Origin of the sequence: Bacillus cereus group sp. MYBKT14-1, from assembly GCF_051915185.1 — a bacterium.
In the GTDB taxonomy this organism is placed as follows: Bacteria; Bacillota; Bacilli; order Bacillales; family Bacillaceae_G; genus Bacillus_A; species Bacillus_A cereus.
In genome coordinates this window covers 960849-983718 of record NZ_JBQAEF010000001.1, presented here as the reverse complement: position 1 = coordinate 983718, position 22870 = coordinate 960849, and the positions used below count along the sequence as shown (strand labels likewise).

Sequence of the window (22870 nt, the reverse complement as noted above, 5' to 3'; positions counted from 1 at the left end):
GTACCACAAAGAAAGATTTCTCACCTCTTCTTTTACAAAATACGTTTACAAAGAAAGAGAAGGTACCCCATTACGAGGTACCTCTTCTTATTTTAAAATATTTGCAATATATGTTTGAAGTTCTTCTACTTTTACTTCTTCAGACTCACCTGTAGCACGTACTTTCACTTCTACAATACCTTCGTCTGCTTTTTTACCAACTGTAACACGAACTGGAAGACCGAATAAATCTGCATCTGCAAATTTAACTCCTGCACGTTCTGCACGATCGTCTAATAACACTTCATAGCCTTGTTCTTGTAATGAGTTGTAGATATTTTCACCCATTTCACGTTGTGCATCCGATTTCATATTTACTGGAATTACATGCACATGGAACGGTGCTACAGCTTTTGGCCAAACTAAGCCGTTCTCATCGTTAAACTGCTCTGCAATTGCTGCCACTGTACGAGATACCCCGATACCGTAACAACCCATAATAAGTGGTTGTGTTTTTCCGTTTTCATCCAGGAATGTTGCGTTCATTGCTTCACTATAACGAGTTCCTAATTTGAATACATGACCAACTTCAATTCCGCGTGCAAAAAGAATTGTTCCATTTCCGTCTGGAGATTGGTCTCCTTCTTGAATGAAGCGTAAATCTGTATATTGACTTACTTTAAAGTCACGTTCTGGATTTACATTTACATAATGGAATCCTTCTTCATTCGCTCCTGAACATCCGTTAACAATTGATGCTACAGCATGATCAGCAATAATTTCGATATCACCTGTTACATTAATCGGCCCTAATGAACCAACTTCACAATTTAATAATGCTTTTACTTCTTCATGAGAAGCAAGCTCAACAACTGAAGCGCCGTATACATTTTTCACTTTCACATCGTTTACTTCGTGATCACCACGAACAAGTACCACTACTAATTTCTCATCTACTTTAAACACCATAGACTTAATGCACTTGTCAGCTTCGATGTTTAAGAATGCAGATACTTCTTCAATTGCTTTTTGGTCTGGTGTTGCTACTTTTTCAAGTGCTTTTTCTGCTTCGTCACTCTTCGTATACGTAGCTACAACAGGAGCCATTTCGATGTTTGCTGCATAATCAGATGTGTCAGAGTATGCAATTGTATCTTCACCAACATCAGATAATACCATAAATTCATGTGTATCTTTTCCGCCCATTGCTCCAGAATCAGCAATAACTGCACGGAAATTCAAGCCACAGCGAGCAAAAATGTTAGAGTATGCTTTATATAAACGATCGTATACTTCATCTAAGCTCTCTTGTGTAGCATGGAAAGAGTATGCATCTTTCATTAGAAACTCTCTTCCACGTAATAAGCCGAAACGAGGTCTTTGCTCATCACGGAATTTTGTTTGAATTTGGTATAATGTTAACGGTAATTTTTTATATGATTTCACTTCATCACGCACAAGATCCGTAATTACTTCCTCATGTGTCGCTCCTAATGCGAATTCACGAGCATTACGATCTTTCATACGCATTAATTCAGATCCGTAAGAATACCAACGACCTGATTCTTGCCATAATTCCGCAGCTTGCATAGCTGGCATTAATAATTCTACAGCTCCTGCGCGCTCCATTTCTTCTCGAACGATACGTTCTACTTTGTGTAATACTTTTAATCCAAATGGTAGAAAGCTATAAATACCAGAAGCATTTTGACGCATAAAACCTGCACGAAGTAATAGCTGATGACTCTTAATTTCAGCATCAGCTGGAACTTCACGTAATGTAGGACTGAATACCATACTTTGTTTCATTTATTTGCACCTCTTCATTTTACTCTTACACGCAGTAAAACCCCTCACCTCGAGTTAGGTGAGGGATTTTATTCTACGAGCTCTATTTCATTATAAGTTTCACTTTATTTTACAAGAAAAACTTACGAATGTCATTCCAAGTTACAACTAACATAAGTAACATTAATAATGCAAAACCAATAAAGTGAACCATTCCTTCTTTTTGGCGATCAATTGGTTTCCCTCGTAACGCTTCAATTAAGAAGAAGAATAAACGGCCACCATCTAAAGCAGGAACTGGTAATAAATTAAATAAACCAAGATTAATGCTTAGAACTGCAGCTAAACTTAGTACACGCGTAAACCCATAATCTACAACTTGATCTGTTAGATTATAAATTCCTACTGGACCTGATAACTCATTAATAGAAAATTGACCAGTTACTAATTTAACAAGAGATTCAAAAATTAGTTTCGTCCATTGGTACGTTTGTTCAAATCCTGATTTAATAGAACCCATTACTGTTTTCTCTACAGGAGAATACACACCGATTCTACCAACTTCGTCTTTTCCTTCTTTATCGAGTGTTGGCGTTACTTTCACATTAAACTGTTCATTATCACGCTTTACTTGTAACGTAATTTCTTTATTTGGGTTTTCACGTACAATAGTAACAACATCTTTCCATGTACTTGTGTTTTTCCCATCAATAGCTTGAATTGTATCATTCTCTTTCAATCCAGCTTGCTGTGCTGCACTGTTATCCATCACTTTTCCAACCATTGGTTTGTCAATAGGAACCCCTTGTACAAATCCAAGAATCACAAAAATAACAAATGCTAAAATGAAGTTCATTGCAGGACCCGCAAAGATTGTTAAAGCGCGTTGCCCTAGTTTTTTCGAGCCAAATTGTCTATTATACGGAGCAATTTGAATTTCTTCCCCCGCAGTAATAATACGAGCCTTTTCATTCACTCGGAATGTTTGAAGCTCTTCCTCGTACTCTTCATAGCCCGAAATTGTTAAATTATGCTCCAAATCAGCTTGTTCGACTTCAATAACACGAACATTTGGATACTTTTCATATCCATCAAAAACTAATTTCACAACTTCGTCTTTTTCATTTAATACAAGGCCAACCTTTTTCCCAGGCTTTAACTCAACTGTGTCCGCATCCTCGCCGGCCATTCTTACATAGCCACCAAGGGGCAGTAATCGAATCGTATACACCGTTTCATTCTTTTCAAATGAGAATATTTTCGGACCAAAACCAATCGCAAACTCGCGGCATAAAATACCTGCTCTTTTTGCGAAATATAGATGCCCTAGCTCATGGAAAAATACGAGTGCACCGAAAATTAATATAAAGGCAATCGCTGTATTCAATTCCATAACCACCTTTGCTAAATTTGTTCCATCACAAACCGTCTTGTGGCCGCATCAATTTCCAAAATTTCCTCTAAGCTCGGTCGTGCAATGACATTGTGATGGTTCATTGCTTTTTCAATGAGGTCTTCCACTGTTAAGAAACCAATTCTCTTTTGTAAAAAGGCTTCAACAGCTACTTCATTCGCTGCGTTCATTACAGCTGGCATACTTCCACCTGCTTTTCCAGCTTCATACGCAAAACGTAAACAACGGAATCGTTCTTGGTCCATTTTCTCAAAATGCAACGTCCCTATTTCCCATAAGTTTAACTGTTTTGTGTCTGAAAGAGGCAATCTATCAGGATATGTAAGTGCGTATTGAATTGGTACTCGCATATCAGGTGAACCAAGCTGCGCCATTACACTACGATCTTCAAATTCAACCATAGAATGGATAATACTTTCTTTATGTAAAACAACATCGATTTGCTCATAAGGGATACCAAAAAGCCAATGTGCTTCAATTACTTCTAGTCCCTTATTCATCATTGTAGCAGAATCAATTGTAATTTTCGAACCCATTGACCAGTTTGGATGTCGAAGCGCATCTTCTACGGTCACATGATGCAATTCATCCCTCGTTTTATCACGGAAACTTCCACCAGAAGCCGTTATAATAAGACGAGAAATTCTTTTTTCATTTTCACCATTCAAGCACTGAAAAATAGCCGAATGTTCACTATCTACTGGAAGTAACGAAACATTATGTTTTCGTGCTGCTTCCATTACAAGATGTCCTGCAGTTACTAACGTTTCTTTATTTGCAATTCCAATTGTTTTTTTCGCCTCAATTGCACGAAGTGTTGGTAACAACCCTACGCTACCTACAACAGCATTTACTACAATCTCCGCATCTGGATGTAATGCTACTTCTAAAAGTCCTTCACTACCATATACAATTTTTGTATTACCAGAAACAGATTGTAATTTTAAAACATCTTCCTCTCTTTGCACAGAGACGATTTGCGGAGAAAATTCTTGAATTACCTTTACTGCGTAGTCAATATTTTTCCCTACAGAAAAAGCAACGAGACGGAATTGGTCTGGGTGCGAGCGTAATACATCTAAAGTTTGTGTACCAATTGATCCGCTTGCACCTAATAAACTAATGTTTTTCATGACTCCAACCCCTCGTTCATTTATTAATTGTATTGTAATAAGAAGTAGAGAATTGGTAAAACGAATAACCAACTATCTGTTCGGTCTAATATACCACCATGCCCAGGTAAAATTGTACCTGAATCCTTTACGCCATAATGACGTTTAAAAGCAGATTGTACTAAATCACCAATTTGTCCAAAAATAGAAATGATAATTGTCAGCACAATTAAAATTACTACATTCGATTCGACTGGGAAGAACACGTTGTAAACAAGTGCCACAATAATTCCACAAACGATACCGCCTAATGAACCTTCAATCGTTTTATTCGGACTAATTTCTGGCCACAATTTTCTCTTGCCCAATGCTTTTCCTACGAAATATGCGCCTGAATCAGTAGCCCATATAACAAATAATGCGCAAAATACATATTTAATTCCTAATATTCTCGTTTCATTTAAATATAAGAATCCCATTGCCACATATGTCGTTGCCATCAGTAAAAACGAAGCATTATCAAAAGTAAATGTATTCTTAGAAAGGACTGTATATGATAAAAGTAATAAAACAATCACAAATGTGATTTCCAATTTACCTAATCCAATCCATGCAAACAGTTCTGATGCACTACTTGGAATTAAAAGAATCCACAATAATACTGCAGCTAAAACTGTCGGTACTGAAATAAGCGTAAGCTTATTCATACGAATTAATTCATATAAACCTATAGAAGCAAGTGCATACACTAAAACCGTAAAAGGCACGCCACCGTATATTACGATGGGAATGAATAGCGCGGCAGCAACCACTCCAGTAATAATTCTCTGTTTCACTACCAAACCCTCTCTTTCTACACGCCTCCGAATCTGCGCCCTCTATGTTGAAAGTCAGTAATCGCATTTAGCAAATGTTCTTCTTTGAAGTCTGGCCAATACACGTCTGTAAACCAAAACTCCGAATATGCAATTTGCCATAACATGAAATTACTAATACGTAGCTCTCCGCTTGTTCGGATTAACAACTCTGGATCAGGTAAAGAACTCGTCATTAAGTAGGAGGAAAGCATTTCTTCACTTACCTCTTCAGAACGAATTTTTCCTTCCTCATTATCTTTCATCATATGTTGCACAGCAGAAACGATTTCATCTCGACTTCCATAGTTTAACGCGAAATTAAGAATTAATCCCGTATTCTCTTTCGTATCTTCCATGGCTTTCTCCATCGCTCTGCGTGTATGCGTAGGAAGACGATCTTTTTGCCCTATTACTCGGACTTGTACGTTTTCTTCAATCAATTCTGGTAAAAATGTACCTAGAAATTCTTCTGGAAGCCTCATTAAATAATCAACTTCCTTTTTCGGTCTTTTCCAGTTCTCAGTTGAAAAAGCATAGAGAGTTAACACTTTCACATTAAGTTTACTTGCAAATTTTGTAATTTTCTTTACAACTTGCATACCTTCATGATGTCCCGCAATACGAGGCATTGCTCTCCTCTTTGCCCATCTTCCATTCCCATCCATAATGATGGCAATATGTTCTGGGATATATCCTTTTTTCACTTCTTCAACGAGATGATCAAACGATGTGTCCTTTTTACCTTTAAAAAAAGGAAAGTTTTTAAACATCATTCATACCCTCCAGCAAGCAGACGTATGCCTAAAAGTGTAAAAAGACCCCCTTAAGAAGAGGGTCATATTTGCGAAGTTATCGCTATTACACTTCCATGATTTCTTTTTCTTTGTTTTTTGCGATTTCGTCAACTTTTGCAATATATTTATCTGTTTCTTTTTGGATATCTTCAGTATATCCTCTTAAATCATCTTCTGTAATCTCGCCAGCTTTTTCAAGCTTCTTAAGATCATCATTTCCGTCACGACGTACGTTACGAACAGCAACTTTTGCTTCTTCAGCATATTTTTTCACAACTTTTACAAGATCACGACGACGCTCTTCTGTTAGTGCAGGGAATGCAATACGAATTACAGTTCCATCATTAGAAGGGTTTAAGCCTAAATCTGCTTTTAAAATTGCTTTTTCAATATCACCGATAGAAGTTTTATCATAAGGTTGAATTACTAGTAAACGCGCTTCTGGAACTGTAATGTTCGCTAATTGCACAACTGGTGTTGGTGCACCATAGTAATCAACTTGTACCTTATCTAATACAGACGCGTTTGCACGGCCAGCACGAACTGTTGCTAATTCACGAGAATAAGCAGCAACTGCTTTTTCCATTTTTTCATTTGAAGACTTCAATACTTGTTGTCCCATATTTATTTCCCCCTTACCACTGTTCCGATATTTTCGCCTAAAACGGCACGTTTAATATTACCTTTTTCCATAACTGAGAATACAATTAATGGAATATCATTATCCATACATAGAGAAGAAGCTGTAGAATCCATTACACCTAAACCTTCTTTTAATACGTCTAAGTAAGTAAGCGTTTCGTATTTCGTAGCTGTTGGATCAATAGATGGATCTGCATTATATACACCATCTACATTGTTTTTCGCCATTAAAATTACATCTGCTTCAATTTCTGCCGCACGTAATGCTGCTGTTGTATCTGTAGAGAAGTATGGGTTACCTGTACCTGCTGCAAAGATAACAACACGTTTTTTCTCTAAGTGACGAACTGCTTTACGACGAATGTAAGGTTCTGCAACTTGACGCATCTCAATTGAAGTTTGTACACGAGTTTGAATTCCGATATTCTCCAAGCTATCTTGAAGAGCTAATGAATTCATAACTGTCGCTAACATGCCCATGTAATCTGCCCCTGCACGATCCATGCCCATTTCACTTCCAATTTTCCCGCGCCAAATGTTACCGCCACCAACAACAACAGCAACCTCTACATCAAGTTCTGCAATTTCTTTTACTTGTTCCGCAACTGACTTAATAACAGTTGGGTTAATTCCAAATCCTTGCTCTCCAGCTAAAGCTTCTCCACTTAGCTTTAAAACGACACGATTATATTTCGGTTTACTCATAATGAACCTCCAATTGCTTACATCTTTATTTTAAAAAAGGGAACACAATGTGTTCCCTAATCTGTATTAGTTACTACCTTTTACTTGGTTCATTACTTCTTCAGCAAAGTTGTCTTCGCGTTTTTCGATACCTTCACCAACAGCGTAGCGAACGAATCCTTTTAATGTTCCGCCTTTAGACTCAACGAACTGACGAACTTTCATATCAGGGTTTTTAACGAATGCTTGGTCAAGTAAGCAAATCTCTTCGAAGAATTTGCCTAGACGGCCTTCAACCATTTTCGCAACAATTTTCTCAGGCTTGCCTTCGTTTAATGCTTGTTGTGTTAATACTTGACGCTCATGCTCAACTTCTTCAGCTGTTACAGCATCGCGGTCGATGTATTTAGGGTTAACTGCAGCGATGTGCATTGCAACATCTTTAGCAGCAGCTTCATCAGTAGAACCTTCAAGAACTGTTAATACACCAATGCGTCCACCCATGTGTAGGTAAGCGCCGAATGCATCTGCATCAGTTTTTGATACGATTTCGAAACGACGAAGTGTAAGTTTTTCACCAATTTTAGCGATTGCTTCGTTGATGTGCTCTTCAACTTTTTTACCGTTTTCCATTGTTTGAGCCATAGCTTCTTCAACGTTAGCTGGTTTGTTAGTTAATAAGTGAGCAGCTAATTCTTTAATTAGTGTTTGGAAACCTTCGTTTTTCGCAACGAAATCAGTTTCAGAGTTTAATTCTAAGATTAAAGCGTCGTTACCGTTTGTTTCGATGAAAGTTAAACCTTCAGCAGCAATGCGGTCTGCTTTTTTAGCAGCTTTCGCAATACCTTTTTCACGTAAGAAGTCAATTGCCTTCTCCATGTCGCCGTTAGTTTCTGTTAAAGCTTTTTTGCAGTCCATCATACCTGCGCCAGTTTTTTCACGTAATTCTTTTACCATTTGAGCAGTGATTGCCATACTTTTCATCCTCCTAAAATATGTATTTATACCTTTTATAAAGGTGTTTATACCTTAAAAAAGGTGATAAAAGGCCGAACCCCTTATCACCTTTCCAACTTTGTTACGCAGTAACAGTTTCTTCACCTTGTTTTGCTTCAAGGATCGCGTCTGCCATTTTAGATGTAAGAAGTTTTACAGCACGAATTGCATCATCGTTTGCTGGGATAACGTGATCGATTTCGTCTGGATCACAGTTTGTATCAACGATACCGATGATTGGAATGTGTAATTTGCGTGCTTCAGCAACTGCAATACGCTCTTTACGAGGGTCTACTACGAATAATGCACTTGGAAGACCTTTCATATCTTTAATACCGCCTAAGAATTTCTCAAGACGCTCTAACTCTTTTTTAAGTTGAACAACTTCTTTCTTAGGAAGTACTTCGAAAGTACCATCTTCTTGCATTCTTTCGATGTCTTTAAGACGCTTGATACGCTTTTGGATTGTTTGGAAGTTTGTTAAAGTTCCGCCTAACCAACGTTGGTTAACGAAGTACATACCAGCACGAGTTGCTTCTTCTTTAATAGCTTCTTGTGCTTGTTTTTTAGTACCTACGAATAAGATGTCTCCGCCTTCAGCAGCGATGTCGCGCATCGTTCTGTAAGCTTCCTCAACTTTTTTCACAGTTTTTTGTAAGTCGATGATGTAGATACCGTTACGCTCTGTGAAAATGTAACGCTTCATTTTTGGGTTCCAACGACGAGTTTGATGTCCGAAATGAACACCAGCTTCAAGCAATTGCTTCATAGAAATTACTGACATAATATAGTTCCTCCTAAATGGTTTTTGATATCCTCCGTTTACTTCATCTCTAAGCGAAACTACAAACGTAGCACCAACACTTAAATCAGTAAACGTGTGTACTTTGTACTGACACCACTGCTTACTATATCATACTGAAATATTTCAATCAAGTCGAAAATGCGAACAATGTAAAACTTTCTTTGTTCATACTCGAATTCTAGTATTACCAACCTTCATTTCTTTTAAGCAAAAAAGTAAATACAATTAATAGTTTTCCCAGAAAACACACTTATGACACTTTTCACAAGCATCATCTATCCATTGCACAAAAAAACTCTCCTCAATTGAGGAGAGTTTTTTATAAATTAGTTTGTTTTTAATTTAGCAAGTTCTTGTAGAAACTTGTCGTTTAGCACTTTAATGTATGTTCCTTTCATACCTAAAGAGCGAGACTCAATAACACCAGCACTTTCTAATTTACGTAGTGCATTTACGATTACAGAGCGAGTAATTCCTACGCGATCAGCAATTTTACTTGCAACAAGTAAACCTTCTGTTCCATTTAATTCTTCGAAGATATGCTCAATTGCTTCTAACTCACTGTAAGATAATGAGCTGATTGCCATTTGAACAACAGCTTTACTACGCGCTTCCTCTTCGATTTCTTCTGCTTTTTCACGTAAGATTTCCATACCTACAACAGTTGAGCTGTACTCAGCAAGGATTAAATCATCATCTAAGAACTCTTGACCAAGACGAGCTAATACTAATGTACCTAGACGCTCACCGCCACCAACGATTGGTACGATTGTAGTTAAACCTTGACCGAATAATTCTCTGTTTTCTACTGGGAATGCTGTGTAAGCACTGTTCACATCTAAGTTTGAAGATGTTTCTGTAATGTTGAATAAGCTTTGTGTATATTCTTCTGGGAATTGACGTTCTGCAAGCATTTGCTTCATGCGTTCGTTTTCGATTTGTTGGTGAATTGCATAACCTAGTAATTTACCACGACGGCTAACTACGAATACGTTTGCTTCGATTACTTCACACATTGTGTCAGACATTTCTCTAAAGTTTACAGGCTTCCCTGCTGCGCTCTGTAATAACGCATTTAATTTTCTCGTTTTTGCTAATAATTCCATTTCAAAAGTTCCTCCTACATGTTACTCACATATTTTTTCATCACTTGGAAACTAGGGCGAGTCACCTGATGACACTATTACAAAATAAACTGGCTCACATCTTTATTTTTAGCAATTGTTGCTAATTTCTCCTCAACGTATTGAGGTGTTATCGTTATTTTCTCTAACGTAATTTCAGATGCTTCAAACGATAAATCTTCAAGGAGCTTCTCCATAATCGTATGAAGTCTTCTTGCTCCAATATTATCTGTATCCTGATTAACTTGATAAGCAATCTCAGCAATCTTACGAATAGCTTCGTCTGAAAATTCAATTTCTATACCTTCAGTCGCTAATAATGCCATATATTGTTTAATTAACGCATTGTCAGGCTCGATTAATATTTTAACAAAATCGTCTGTCGATAATTTTGTTAATTCTACTCGAATCGGAAATCTCCCTTGCAATTCCGGAATTAAATCCGACGGTTTAGACATATGGAACGCTCCAGCTGCAACGAATAAAATATAATCCGTTTTTACTGATCCGTATTTTGTCGCAACATTCGACCCTTCTACAATTGGCAGAATGTCACGTTGCACACCTTCACGTGATACATCTACGCTATTCGACTGCTTACCAGCAATTTTGTCAATTTCATCGATAAAAATAATCCCGAGCTGTTCAGCACGATAAACAGCCTCTTGTGTAACTTCATCCATATCAATTAAGCGCTGTGCCTCTTCATTTGTCAAGAGTTTTCTTGCTTCTTTTACAGAAAGTTTACGTTTTTTCGTTTTTTTCGGCATAAAACTTCCTAGCGCATCTTGGAAATTCATTCCCATTTGTTCCATGCCAGTTCCTTGTAACATATCAAACATGGAAGACTGTTGTTCAGTCACTTCAATCGATACAATTTCTTCTTCAAGAAGCCCTGCAGCAAGCTTTCTCTCCACATCTTGACGTTTCTTTTCGATTTCAACATCTTCTTGTGTATCAGACGTTTGATTCGAATTTTGAGCGCCTCCAAAAAGCATCTCTAATGGATTTTTGAATCCAGATTGCTTCTCCGGACTCGGCACTAAAATTTCAACAAGACGTTGATTCGCTTGCTCTTCTGCTTTATCTTGAACTTTCACTACCATTTCTTCTTTTACGATACGAACCGATGTTTCCACCAAGTCACGTACCATCGACTCTACATCTCTACCCACATATCCAACTTCTGTGAATTTTGTAGCCTCAACCTTAATAAAAGGTGCTCCAACGAGTTTCGCCATTCGTCGTGCTACCTCTGTTTTCCCAACACCTGTCGGTCCAATCATTAAAATATTTTTAGGTGCAATTTCGTCACGTAAATTTTCAGCTAATTTACTGCGGCGATATCGATTTCTCAACGCTACAGCAACCGCTTTCTTTGCGTCTTTTTGACCGATGATGTATTGATCTAATTTTTCCACAATTTGGCGCGGAGTAAAATGTAAATGCATATAAAATGCCTCCCTTACGATTCTACAATTCTTCAACAATTATGTTGTGATTCGTATAAACACAAATATCGCCAGCAATCTCTAAACTCGCTTTCGCAATTTGCTTCGCTGTTAAGTGTTCACTTGCATATTGCTTTAAAGCACGACCTGCAGAAAGTGCATAATTCCCACCAGATCCAATTGCTAAAATACCATCATCCGGTTCAATCACTTCTCCTGTACCTGAAACAAGGAGCATAGTTGTTTTATCCATGACAATGAGCATCGCTTCTAGCTGACGTAACATTTTATCGCCACGCCATTGTTTTGCCATTTCAACAGCAGCACGCTGCAAGTTGCCATTATACTCTTCTAATTTCCCTTCAAACATTTCAAAAAGAGTAAATGCGTCAGCAACTGATCCTGCGAAACCAGCTAAAACTTTACCTTGGAAAAGTTTACGAACTTTACGAGCTGTATGTTTCATTACAACAGCATTTCCCATTGTCACTTGGCCATCTCCAGCCATTGCACATTCTCCATTATGATGAACTGCAAATATCGTTGTAGCGTGGAAATTTCCCATAGAAAAAACTCCTTTATTTGTTTTTATAGCTTTTAAAGCAATTTATGCCCGCGGGTGATGCTTCATGTAAACAGAACGCAATCTTTCTTTAGAGACATGCGTATAAATTTGTGTCGTCGACAAATTTTCATGGCCTAATAGCTCCTGTACAGTACGTAAATCCGCCCCTTCATCTAGCATATGTGTAGCAAATGTATGCCTTAACATATGGGGACTTATCCGCATTGTCAGCGAAGCCTTTTTAATGAGTTCATTTAAAACATAACGAACCCCACGACTTGTTAGCGGTGTACCTTTCGCATTTAAAAATACCATATGAGAATCTTCGTCAGTCTTATTAACTAACTGTTTTCTCCCATTCTCTATATAAGTAATTAAAGAATCTTGCGCATAGCTTCCGAACGGAATATACCTTTGTTTTTTTCCTTTTCCCATTACTAAAATTGTTCCCACCGCAAAGTCAATATCGGTAAGTTGTAAATTGACACATTCACTCACACGGATCCCAGTCGCATACATCAACTCTAATAAAGCTTGATTCCTTTGACCTAATGGCGTTTCCGTGTCAGAAACTTCAAATAATTCCTCTAACTCTTCAGCATATAAAAACTTTGGGATTGACAATTCTTTTTTGGGGAGTGACGCAAGTGCAAACGGATTATCCTTTCGATAACCTTCACGCATCAAAAAACGATATAAACTTCGTAAGCTTGATACTTTTCTTGCGACAGATTTACGGGCTAACTTTTCATCGTGCAACGTCGTTAAGTACAAACGAACATCCGCGTATGTAACGTCTAAAAAAGAGGATATGCCTTCTCGTTCCATAAATTGCACAAAATGTTCTAAATCATTTTGATAACTTGCAATTGTATATTTTGAATAATTTCTTTCAATTTGTAAATATCCAACGAATAATTGTAACAATTTCTTCACATTCACACAACTCACCTCAATAAAGGCTACTAAATCGTATCACAACTTAGTAGCCTTTGCAAGAAATTTAACTAAATATTTACAAAATTTCGAATCGTTTCTAAAGCGCGTGCTGCGTACGCTTCATTTCGTTCTGCTTTCTTTTTAATCTTCTTCTCTAACGGTGCAAATAGACCGAAGTTCGCATTCATCGGCTGGAAGTTTTTAGCGTTCGTTGCCGTAATGTAATTTGCCATGCTACCCATCGCAGTTACTGGCGGTAATACAACTGGCTCTTCACCTTGCACAAGACGCGCAGCATTAATTCCTGCTAATAATCCTGATGCTGCTGATTCAACATATCCCTCTACTCCAGTCATTTGACCAGCGAAGAATAAATCATCACGTTGTTTATATTGATATGTTGGACGAAGCAAATTAGGTGAATTAATAAACGTATTACGATGCATTACACCATAACGTACAATCTCTGCATTTTCCAATCCCGGAATTAACTGTAGCACTTCTTTTTGCGGTCCCCACTTTAAATGAGTTTGGAAACCTACGATATTGTATAAAGTTCCCGCTGCATCATCTTGACGTAACTGAACAACAGCATATGGCGTTTTCCCTGTTTTTGGATCTTCCAATCCAACAGGTTTCATAGGTCCAAATACTAACGTCTGTCTCCCTCTACTTGCCATAACTTCTACTGGCATACAACCTTCAAAGAAAATTTCTTTTTCAAACTCTTTTAAAGGCACTGTCTCAGCAGCAATTAGAGCCTCATAAAAACGATCAAACTCTTCTTCTGTCATTGGGCAATTTAAATATGCAGCTTCACCTTTGTCATAACGCGATTTCAAATACACTTTATTCATATCAATGCTGTCTTTTTCTACGATTGGGGCTGCAGCATCATAGAAGTAGAAATAATCTTCTCCTGTTAATTCTTTCAATTTTGCAGAAAGATCAGGAGATGTTAATGGACCTGTAGCAATAATTGTCGGTCCCTCTGGAATATCTGTAATTTCTTCATTCATTACAGTTACATTTGGATGGTTCTTTACGTATTCTGTTACTTTAGCTGCGAACTCATGACGATCTACAGCTAAAGCACCTCCAGCTGGTACAGAGCACTCATCCGCCGCACGAATAATTACAGAATCCATTAAGCGCATTTCCTCTTTAATAACTCCAACTGCATTTGTTAAAGTGTTTGCACGAAGTGAGTTACTACATACTAATTCAGCGAATTTATCTGTGTGATGAGCTGGCGTTTGCCTTACCGGTCTCATTTCATATAATCTAACTTGGACACCACGTTTTGCAATTTGGTAAGCTGCTTCACTTCCTGCAAGACCTGCGCCAATGACGTTTACTACTTGTGTTGTCATTTATATCACCTTTCCTTTTCTTCTCGAAAAAAATGTGAGCAGTTACGCTCACATTTGTTGTTCTTCTTCATAATCGCACGAAATACATTGTACTTGCACGCCTTTTTTCAACTTTTTCTCTACAAGCATGCCTTCGCACTTCGGACACTTACGACCAATTGGCTTATCCCAAGATACAAAGTCGCATTCCGGATACGTACCGCACCCATAGAAAAGACGTTTCTTTTTATTACTACGGCGTTCAATAATTTGACCCTTATCACACTTTGGACAAGTAACACCGATTTCTTTCACAATCGGCTTTGTATTACGACAATCTGGGAAATTCGAGCAAGCCATAAATTTCCCGTATTTACCCATTTTAAAGACCATTGGGTGATTACATAATTCACAATCTTCCCCAGCTGGTTCATCTTTAATTTCCACTTCACGCATTTCTTTTTCCGCTTTTTCTAAACGCGGTTCAAAACCTACGTAGAAATCATCAACAATTTTTACCCAATTCGCATTTCCTTCTTCTACTTCATCAAGGCTTTGCTCCATATTGGCAGTAAATTCAATGTTAATAATTTCTGGGAAAAACTCTAAAATAAGTTCAATTACTATTTCACCAAGTTCAGTCGGAACGAAGCGTTTATTATCCAAACCTACATACCCACGCTTTTGAATTGTTTCAAGTGTAGGTACATATGTTGACGGTCTTCCAATTCCAAGTTCTTCAAGTGTTCTTACTAGGCGAGCCTCTGTATAGCGCGGAGGAGGTTGTGTAAAATGTTGCTTTGGTTCTAAATCCTTTGAAAATACAGTTTCCCCTACTTCTAAAGGTGGCAACATCTTATCCTTTTCTTCAGCACCATCATCTTTTGACTCTACATACACTTTCATAAATCCTGGGAACTTTACAACCGATCCACTTGCACGGAACTGAACATTGTTATTAATGAGTCTCGCTGTCACAGTATCCATTATAGCAGACGCCATTTGACTTGCAACAAATCGCTCCCAAATCAATTTATATAATCGAAGTTGATCACGACCTAAGAAACTTTTTAGTTCCTCTGGCTTTCTCATTACTGAAGTAGGACGAATTGCCTCATGCGCATCTTGTGCATTTGACTTTTTCGTTTCTTTCTTCTTTTCTGTTCCTATGTATTCCGTACCATACGCTTCAGTGATGTAAGTACGAGCCTCTGTTTGAGCTGTTTCTGAGATACGTGTTGAATCAGTTCTCATATACGTAATAAGACCTACAGTTCCTTGTTTTCCAAGATCTATCCCTTCATACAATTGCTGTGCAAGCATCATTGTTTTCTTTGCTCGCATGTTTAACTTACGTGCTGCTTCTTGTTGCAAGGAAGATGTTGTAAACGGTAATGCAGGATTACGTTTTCGCTCTTTGCGCGTTACATTTTCAACTGAAAACGCATTGTCTTTCATCTGTTCAATTATTTCATTCACTTGCGTTTCATTTGTTAATTGAACTTTTTCACCATCTACACCGTAAAAGCTTGCTTCAAATGTGTCTTTTCCTTTTACAAATTCTGTTTTAATTGTCCAGAATTCTTCAGGTTCAAAGTTTTGAATTTCCCTTTCACGCTCGATGATTAAACGAACTGCTACAGATTGTACACGTCCTGCACTTAATCCTTTTTTTACTTTCTTCCATAATAAAGGACTAATATTGTAACCAACAAGACGATCAAGTATACGTCTTGCTTGTTGTGCATCCACTAAATCCATATTAATTGCACGAGGATGTTTAAATGATTCTTTGATTGCATCTTTCGTAATCTCATTAAACACAACCCGACAATCTGATTCAACGTCCACATTTAACGTATTCGCTAAATGCCAAGCAATCGCTTCCCCTTCACGGTCTGGATCGGCCGCGAGATAGACTTTCTTTGCTTTTTTCGCCGCTGATTTTAAATCTTTTAAGACGGGACCTTTACCACGAATGGTAATATACTTCGGGGTGAAGTTGTTCTTTACTTCTATCCCCATTTGACTTTTTGGCAAATCGCGAACATGTCCCATAGACGCGACAACTTTGTATTTTTTTCCTAAATATTTCTCAATGGTCTTCGCCTTAGAAGGCGACTCCACGATTACGAGGTAATCTGACATGCTAGTGCCTCCTTAAGAGGTGGATTCAAGTCTTCATTAATCTTATTGATTTCTCTTGTTTTTGTCAATCAAGAATGAATATACCATACAGTGCCAATCTACCATTTGTCAATAATTGTTTAATAAAAACATAAAAATATAAGGTTAATTTAAAATCTCTTCCAAGATATCTTCTGCATTTCTTACTAGTTTTGCTCCTTGCTGAATAAGATGATTCGTTCCCGATGCCCCCTCTACAAATATAGGTCCAGGAAGCGCAAACACCTCTCTATTTTGCTCTAACGCAAGGTCTGCAGTAATAAGTGTTCCACTTCTCGATTTCGCTTCTACAACTAAAACACCTTTACTTATACCACTAATAATCCGGTTCCTTTTTGGAAAATACCATTTTTTCGGTGCATAGTGCGGCGGATACTCTGTCAATAACAATATATATTCCTTCCACATTTCATATAAATGTCTATTTTCTTTCGGATACATAAAAGACAATCCATGCCCTAATATCGCAATAGTCGGGCAATGATGCCTTACTGTAATCTCATGAGACATTGTATCTATCCCTTTTGCAAACCCACTGACAATAAGCCACTCTCTTTCTAATAAAGGGTGTAAAATAAACTTCAAACTCTCATGACCATATAATGATGGTTCTCTCGTTCCAACAACTGCTAATTTATTTACTTTATTCAGGAAATCTTTCTCTCCTTTTCCATATAAAACGAAGGGAGGGTCTTGTATTTCACGTAATAATTGCGGATAATCTTCATCCCATATCGTTATATAAAAAATACGATTTCTCTCTAAATAAGATATATATTGCGGAAGATTTGAACTTTGAAGAAATTTTACTAGTTCTGAAGATTTTTTCGAGGATATTCCAGTGTAGTGTTCCATTTGTTTTTCGTTAAAATTATATATGTTCTTTAATTCTGGATCGACATATAGTAGCCTCTCCATCGCTTTCCAATAATCTGCTAGCAAGTAATGAAGATGTAATAATCTCTCTCTTTTCATCTTAATTCTCCTTACCCATAATTTTTATTATGTAAACAGAAAAAAGTGTAAAAAGACACCCTCAAGTAAGAAGGTGTCTTTCAACAGATTAATAGTTTTTACAAGTCTCAAATAAACCTTTTTCTTTTAAAACAGAGATTAGCGTTTCTCCCATAACTGCTGGAGTTTCAGCTACTTTAATGCCACAAGCTTCCATTGTTTTAATCTTTTCAGCAGCAGTTCCTTTACCGCCAGAAATGATTGCACCAGCATGGCCCATACGTTTGCCAGCAGGCGCTGTTTGACCACCAATGAAGCCTACAACAGGTTTTGTCATATTAGCTTTTACCCATTCAGCTGCCTCTTCTTCTGCTGTACCGCCGATTTCACCAATCATAATTACAGCATGTGTTTCTTCATCTTCATTAAATGCTTTTAACGCATCAATAAAGTCTGTACCGTTAACAGGGTCTCCGCCGATACCTACAGCAGTAGATTGGCCAATACCTTCTTGTGTTAACTGATGTACAGCTTCATAAGTTAATGTACCAGAGCGAGATACGATACCAACATGACCTTTTTTATGAATATATCCTGGCATAATACCAATCTTACATTCATCTGGTGTGATTACACCTGGGCAGTTTGGTCCAAGTAAACGTGTATGTTTACCCGCCATATATCTCTTTACGTTTACCATATCTAATACAGGAATCCCTTCAGTAATACATACTACTAAATCAATTTCTGCATCAACAGCTTCCATAATTGCATCTGCCGCAAAAGCGGGTGGAACGTATACAACTGAAGCGTTTGCGCCTGTTGCTTTCACTGCATCTTCTACTGTATCAAATACTGGTACACCTTCAATATCAGTGCCGCCCTTACCTGGTGTTACACCACCGACAATTTTCGTACCGTATTCAATCATTTGTTTTGTATGGAATAAACCTTGAGAACCTGTAATACCTTGAACAATAACTTTTGTATCTTTATTAACTAATACGCTCATTTTTCTCCCCCGCTTTCTATTAGCCCACTAGTGAAACAATTTTTTGTGCACCGTCTGCCATAGATTCTGCTGCAACAATATTTAAGCCAGACTCATTTAAAATTTTCTTACCTAGTTCTACGTTTGTACCTTCAAGACGTACAACTAAAGGTAACTCAAGACCTACTTGTTTCGTTGCTTCAATAACACCTTCTGCAATAACATCACACTTCATAATGCCACCAAAAATGTTAACGAAGATACCTTTTACATTTTTGTCAGAAAGGATAATTTTGAATGCTTCTGTAACTTTTTCTGCAGTTGCACCGCCACCAACATCTAAGAAGTTAGCTGGGTCACCGTGGTAATGTTTAATGATATCCATTGTAGCCATCGCTAAACCTGCACCATTAACCATACAACCGATATTTCCATCTAAAGGAATGTAGTTTAAGTCGTATTTTGAAGCTTCAATTTCTTTTGAATCCTCTTCATCAAGATCACGAAGCTCTAAAATGTCTTTATGGCGATATAACGCATTAGAATCAAAGTTTAATTTTGCATCTAATGCCATAACTTTACCTTCACCTGTTGTAACAAGTGGATTAATCTCAGCGATAGAGCAATCTTTTTCGATAAACGCACGATATAAGCCCATCATAAACTTCACAGCTTGTCCTACAAGCTCTTTTGGAATATTGATGTTAAATGCAATTCGGCGCGCTTGGAAACCTTGTAAGCCTACTGCTGGATCAATATATTCTTTAAAGATTTTTTCAGGTGTTTTTTCTGCTACTTCTTCAATTTCTGTTCCGCCTTCTTCAGACGCCATTAAAACAACTTGAGAAGTTGCACGATCTAAAACTAGACCTACATAATATTCTTTTTTAATATCGCAACCTTCTTCGATAAGTAAGCGTTTTACTTCCTTACCTTCAGGACCTGTTTGATGTGTCACAAGTGTAGTTCCTAAAATGCTTTCTGCATATGTACGAACTTCATCTAAATTTTTTGCAACTTTTACTCCGCCAGCTTTGCCGCGTCCACCAGCGTGAATTTGTGCTTTCACTACACATACATCTGTTCCTAATTCTTTCGCTGCTTCTACAGCTTCTTCTACTGTAAACGCAACCTTCCCGTTCGGAACGCTAACCCCATAGCTTCTAAGGACTGCCTTACCTTGGTACTCATGGATATTCATGGTCCCATCCTCCCCTGTTTTCCTGTTTTACTCGAAAAGTTTTTTAATGTTTAAAAAACATTACATTGCCATTGTATAAGATGATTGGCACGCTGTCTACAATAAAGTGTCAGAAAACTGAAATCGCTTTATTCTTTTTCAAAAATAGTAATGTTTATATCCCAAAATAAAAAAATAAGCTGTATATTTACAGCTTATTTTTGAATCATATCTTTAATTGGCGCGAATGACTTTCGGTGTTCATCTAATACTCCATGCACTTCAATTGCCTCTAAATGTTGCTTTGTGCCATAACCCATATGTTGCTCAAATCCATATTGAGGATACTTCTCTCCCAGTTCTTTCATCATACGATCTCTCGTTACTTTTGCGATAATGGATGCGGCTGAAATCGAAACACTTTTCGCATCACCTTTAATAATTGATGTTTGCGGAATTGGTGTAGGAAGCTTCATCGCATCAATTAATAAATGTTGGGGTGTACAAGATAAATTTGCAACTGCATCTAACATCGCTTGTTTCGTTGCTTGGTAAATATTAATGTCATCAATAACTTGCGGTGATACAATTCCTACTCCAATTGCAATTGCTTGTACTTTTATTTCATCATAAAAACGCTCACGTTTCGCTTCACTCAACTTTTTCGAGTCATTTAACCCTGGAATATAAAAATCCTCAGGAAGAACGACAGCTGCCGTCACAACAGGCCCAGCCAACGGACCGCGCCCTACTTCATCAATACCCGCGATATATGTGACCCCTTTTTCACGCAAAGCATTTTCATACTTGGACATTTCAAAAAACTTCTCTTTTTCTTTCTGTTCTAACTCTTTTTGTTTATACCACTTCAAAACGAGCTTTTGAACACCTTTTCGCTCATCTTTCATTAATAGTTGAAAGCGATCATCTTCTTCATTCATAATTTCTTTCAATACATTTTCCGCTTCTTTTATCGTCATAGTTTGCATTTATACAAGCTCCTTTTTAAACATATCCAAAAAGAAAAGACGCACAAACGCACGTCTTATACTTCTTCTATTTTTTCCACATCTTCCACTTGCTCTCCAAACTCTTCCGGTGTTTCAAACGTCATTTTTCCAAGTTTGCCACCACGAAGCTCACGAAGCACAAGCTCAGATGTCTTATCATAATCAATCATTCCGCCGCCCATTAAGCAACCTCTATTTTTTCCAATTGCATCGAATAATTCCACAATATCTTCTGGAATCTCATTTAAATTATAGCGTTCTTTCAAGCGTTCTGGATAATGTTTCTCCATAAAACGTAATGCGTAAACAGCTACATCTTGTAAATTTAAAATTGAATCTTTAATTGCACCCGTTGTCGCTAAACGAAGACCCACTAATTGATCTTCAAATTTAGGCCACAGAATACCTGGTGTATCTAACAATTCCATTTCCTTCCCAACTTTAATCCATTGTTGAGCTGTTGTCACACCTGGACGATCTCCTGTTTTAGCAATATTTTTCTTTGCCAATTTATTAATCAATGTAGATTTACCAACATTTGGTATACCTACAATTAATGCACGAATCGCTCTCGGTCTAATACCTTTTGCAACCATTTTATCAAATTTTTCTTTAACAAGCACTTTACAAGCTGCTGCAATTTCCTTCATACCTTGTCCAGCTTGCGCGTTAATCGAAATTGCCATATGGCCGTTTTCTTTAAAATATGCGATCCATTGTTTTGTTAAACGATCATCCGCCATATCCGCTTTATTTAAAACAACAAGCCTTGGCTTATGTGTAATGATTTCATCAATCATTGGGTTTCGAGATGATAATGGTAATCGAGCATCTACAAGTTCAATTACAACATCAATTAATTTTAATTTCTCCGTTACTTGGCGTCTAGCCTTCGCCATATGCCCTGGAAACCATTGAATTACCATGTTGCCACCTTCTTTTTCATTTATTTCACAATACGTGCGTCTTCTAACGGCCAATATAACATATTAGCTTTACCAATTACTTGATCCATTGAAATCGTACCGATTGAACGGCTATCTTTACTAAAACGACGATTATCACCTAAAACAAATAATTGATCTTTTGGAACGGTTTTCTTGCCTGTCATTTCTTCAAGATTAAAATCATATGTAAGCGGTCCGTCAGCAATTTGCTTTTTCTGCTTGTCTAAATACGGCTCCTCATAAGCTTTTCCGTTAACATACAGTTTATCATTACGATACTCTATTTCATCGCCTGGCAGGCCTATAATGCGCTTAATGTAATCTTTATCTTCTGTTGCTCGAAATACGATAATATCAAAGCGTTTTGGATCTCCAATGTGATAACCAATTTTATTCACAATCATTCGATCACGATCATGTAAAGTAGGTGCCATCGATACCCCGTCTACGAGAATTGGCGCAAAGAAAAACTGTCTAATAACACCAGCTAATACAACAGCAATCAAAATTGCTTTAATCCATTCCCAAAGTGAACTCTTCTCTTTTTTCATGCATTTCCCCTCCACGGTTATGTAAACTGCTCGTATTATACCAAAATTTCATATAGATTGGAAAAAGGGAGCTTGTGCATTTACAAGCTCCCATACATGTCTTATCGAATTTCTTTAATACGTGCTTTTTTACCGCGAAGGTTACGTAAGTAGTATAACTTAGCACGACGTACTTTACCACGGCGAAGTACTTCGATTTTCGCGATTCTTGGCGTGTGAACTGGGAATGTACGCTCAACACCTACACCGTAAGAAATCTTACGAACTGTGAATGTTTCACTGATTCCGCCACCACGACGTTTAATTACAACACCTTCGAAAAGCTGAATTCTTTCACGAGTTCCCTCAACAACTTTTACGTGTACACGTAAAGTGTCACCAGGACGGAATGAAGGAAGGTCAGTTTTTAATTGGCCTTTTGTAATTTCTGCGATTAATTGTTGCATATTAAATTCTCTCCTTTAAACAGATGCTCTTATAAAGTCTTAATAAATTACAGCGGAACATCGTTAATACGGCTACTGATTTCAGTAGCACAAATGTTATAA

At 37.5% G+C, this 22870-nt stretch carries 22 protein-coding genes; all 22 read right to left on the bottom strand.

Annotation, left to right across the window (positions count from 1 at the left end; genetic code table 11):
• Positions 1–87 precede the first annotated feature (87 nt).
• Positions 88–1788, bottom strand: a complete 1701-nt coding sequence (locus ACTFO4_RS05345) for a proline--tRNA ligase (protein ID WP_000814302.1) — start codon at positions 1786–1788, stop codon at positions 88–90.
• Positions 1789–1897: 109 nt separating this feature from the next.
• On the bottom strand, positions 1898–3154 hold the full coding sequence (gene rseP / locus ACTFO4_RS05340) for an RIP metalloprotease RseP (RefSeq protein ID WP_001090243.1): 1257 nt from the start codon (positions 3152–3154) through the stop codon (positions 1898–1900).
• Between the two features lie 17 nt (positions 3155–3171).
• A complete protein-coding gene (dxr, locus tag ACTFO4_RS05335) occupies positions 3172–4314 on the bottom strand; it encodes a 1-deoxy-D-xylulose-5-phosphate reductoisomerase (RefSeq protein WP_000790373.1) in 1143 nt (380 codons plus the stop codon).
• 23 nt (positions 4315–4337) lie between these two features.
• Positions 4338–5129 carry a phosphatidate cytidylyltransferase gene (cdsA, locus tag ACTFO4_RS05330; protein WP_000813588.1) on the bottom strand — a complete coding sequence of 264 codons (792 nt, stop codon included), beginning with the start codon at positions 5127–5129 and terminating at the stop codon, positions 4338–4340.
• A 17-nt stretch (positions 5130–5146) separates the two neighbouring features.
• The gene (gene uppS, locus ACTFO4_RS05325) at positions 5147–5923 is read right to left on the bottom strand and encodes an isoprenyl transferase (protein WP_061457651.1); all 777 of its coding nucleotides are present in this window, start codon (positions 5921–5923) and stop codon (positions 5147–5149) included.
• Between the two features lie 85 nt (positions 5924–6008).
• Positions 6009–6566: a ribosome recycling factor gene (gene frr, locus ACTFO4_RS05320; RefSeq protein ID WP_000531501.1), complete on the bottom strand. Its 558-nt coding sequence runs from the start codon at positions 6564–6566 to the stop codon at positions 6009–6011.
• Positions 6567–6568: 2 nt separating this feature from the next.
• Entirely contained in the window at positions 6569–7291 is a 723-nt protein-coding gene (gene pyrH, locus ACTFO4_RS05315; RefSeq protein WP_000042668.1) for a UMP kinase, read from the bottom strand.
• Positions 7292–7357: 66 nt separating this feature from the next.
• Positions 7358–8245, bottom strand: coding sequence for a translation elongation factor Ts (gene tsf, locus ACTFO4_RS05310; protein ID WP_001018578.1), 888 nt, complete (start codon positions 8243–8245; stop codon positions 7358–7360).
• A gap of 103 nt (positions 8246–8348) precedes the next feature.
• A complete protein-coding gene (rpsB, locus tag ACTFO4_RS05305) occupies positions 8349–9050 on the bottom strand; it encodes a 30S ribosomal protein S2 (protein WP_000111485.1) in 702 nt (233 codons plus the stop codon).
• Between the two features lie 347 nt (positions 9051–9397).
• The gene (gene codY, locus ACTFO4_RS05300; protein WP_000421290.1) at positions 9398–10177 is read right to left on the bottom strand and encodes a GTP-sensing pleiotropic transcriptional regulator CodY; all 780 of its coding nucleotides are present in this window, start codon (positions 10175–10177) and stop codon (positions 9398–9400) included.
• A 77-nt stretch (positions 10178–10254) separates the two neighbouring features.
• Positions 10255–11646, bottom strand: coding sequence for an ATP-dependent protease ATPase subunit HslU (gene hslU / locus ACTFO4_RS05295; RefSeq protein ID WP_000550078.1), 1392 nt, complete (start codon positions 11644–11646; stop codon positions 10255–10257).
• A 22-nt stretch (positions 11647–11668) separates the two neighbouring features.
• On the bottom strand, positions 11669–12211 hold the full coding sequence (gene hslV / locus ACTFO4_RS05290) for an ATP-dependent protease proteolytic subunit HslV (RefSeq protein ID WP_000526272.1): 543 nt from the start codon (positions 12209–12211) through the stop codon (positions 11669–11671).
• Between the two features lie 42 nt (positions 12212–12253).
• Positions 12254–13153 carry a tyrosine recombinase XerC gene (xerC, locus tag ACTFO4_RS05285; RefSeq protein ID WP_001101243.1) on the bottom strand — a complete coding sequence of 300 codons (900 nt, stop codon included), beginning with the start codon at positions 13151–13153 and terminating at the stop codon, positions 12254–12256.
• Between the two features lie 65 nt (positions 13154–13218).
• Positions 13219–14523, bottom strand: coding sequence for an FADH(2)-oxidizing methylenetetrahydrofolate--tRNA-(uracil(54)-C(5))-methyltransferase TrmFO (gene trmFO, locus ACTFO4_RS05280; RefSeq protein ID WP_000213002.1), 1305 nt, complete (start codon positions 14521–14523; stop codon positions 13219–13221).
• Between the two features lie 48 nt (positions 14524–14571).
• Positions 14572–16650, bottom strand: coding sequence for a type I DNA topoisomerase (topA, locus tag ACTFO4_RS05275; protein WP_001286963.1), 2079 nt, complete (start codon positions 16648–16650; stop codon positions 14572–14574).
• A gap of 144 nt (positions 16651–16794) precedes the next feature.
• The gene (gene dprA / locus ACTFO4_RS05270) at positions 16795–17664 is read right to left on the bottom strand and encodes a DNA-processing protein DprA (protein ID WP_017672866.1); all 870 of its coding nucleotides are present in this window, start codon (positions 17662–17664) and stop codon (positions 16795–16797) included.
• A gap of 88 nt (positions 17665–17752) precedes the next feature.
• Positions 17753–18655: a succinate--CoA ligase subunit alpha gene (gene sucD, locus ACTFO4_RS05265; RefSeq protein WP_000115178.1), complete on the bottom strand. Its 903-nt coding sequence runs from the start codon at positions 18653–18655 to the stop codon at positions 17753–17755.
• Positions 18656–18674: 19 nt separating this feature from the next.
• Positions 18675–19835, bottom strand: coding sequence for an ADP-forming succinate--CoA ligase subunit beta (gene sucC / locus ACTFO4_RS05260; protein WP_001020791.1), 1161 nt, complete (start codon positions 19833–19835; stop codon positions 18675–18677).
• A gap of 194 nt (positions 19836–20029) precedes the next feature.
• On the bottom strand, positions 20030–20803 hold the full coding sequence (locus tag ACTFO4_RS05255; RefSeq protein ID WP_061457655.1) for a ribonuclease HII: 774 nt from the start codon (positions 20801–20803) through the stop codon (positions 20030–20032).
• 56 nt (positions 20804–20859) lie between these two features.
• Positions 20860–21750 (bottom strand): ribosome biogenesis GTPase YlqF, encoded by an 891-nt coding sequence (ylqF, locus tag ACTFO4_RS05250; protein ID WP_017672865.1) that lies wholly within the window; start codon positions 21748–21750, stop codon positions 20860–20862.
• Between the two features lie 20 nt (positions 21751–21770).
• The gene (lepB, locus tag ACTFO4_RS05245) at positions 21771–22322 is read right to left on the bottom strand and encodes a signal peptidase I (RefSeq protein WP_000711853.1); all 552 of its coding nucleotides are present in this window, start codon (positions 22320–22322) and stop codon (positions 21771–21773) included.
• A gap of 101 nt (positions 22323–22423) precedes the next feature.
• On the bottom strand, positions 22424–22768 hold the full coding sequence (rplS, locus tag ACTFO4_RS05240) for a 50S ribosomal protein L19 (protein WP_001186516.1): 345 nt from the start codon (positions 22766–22768) through the stop codon (positions 22424–22426).
• Positions 22769–22870: the final 102 nt, after the last annotated feature.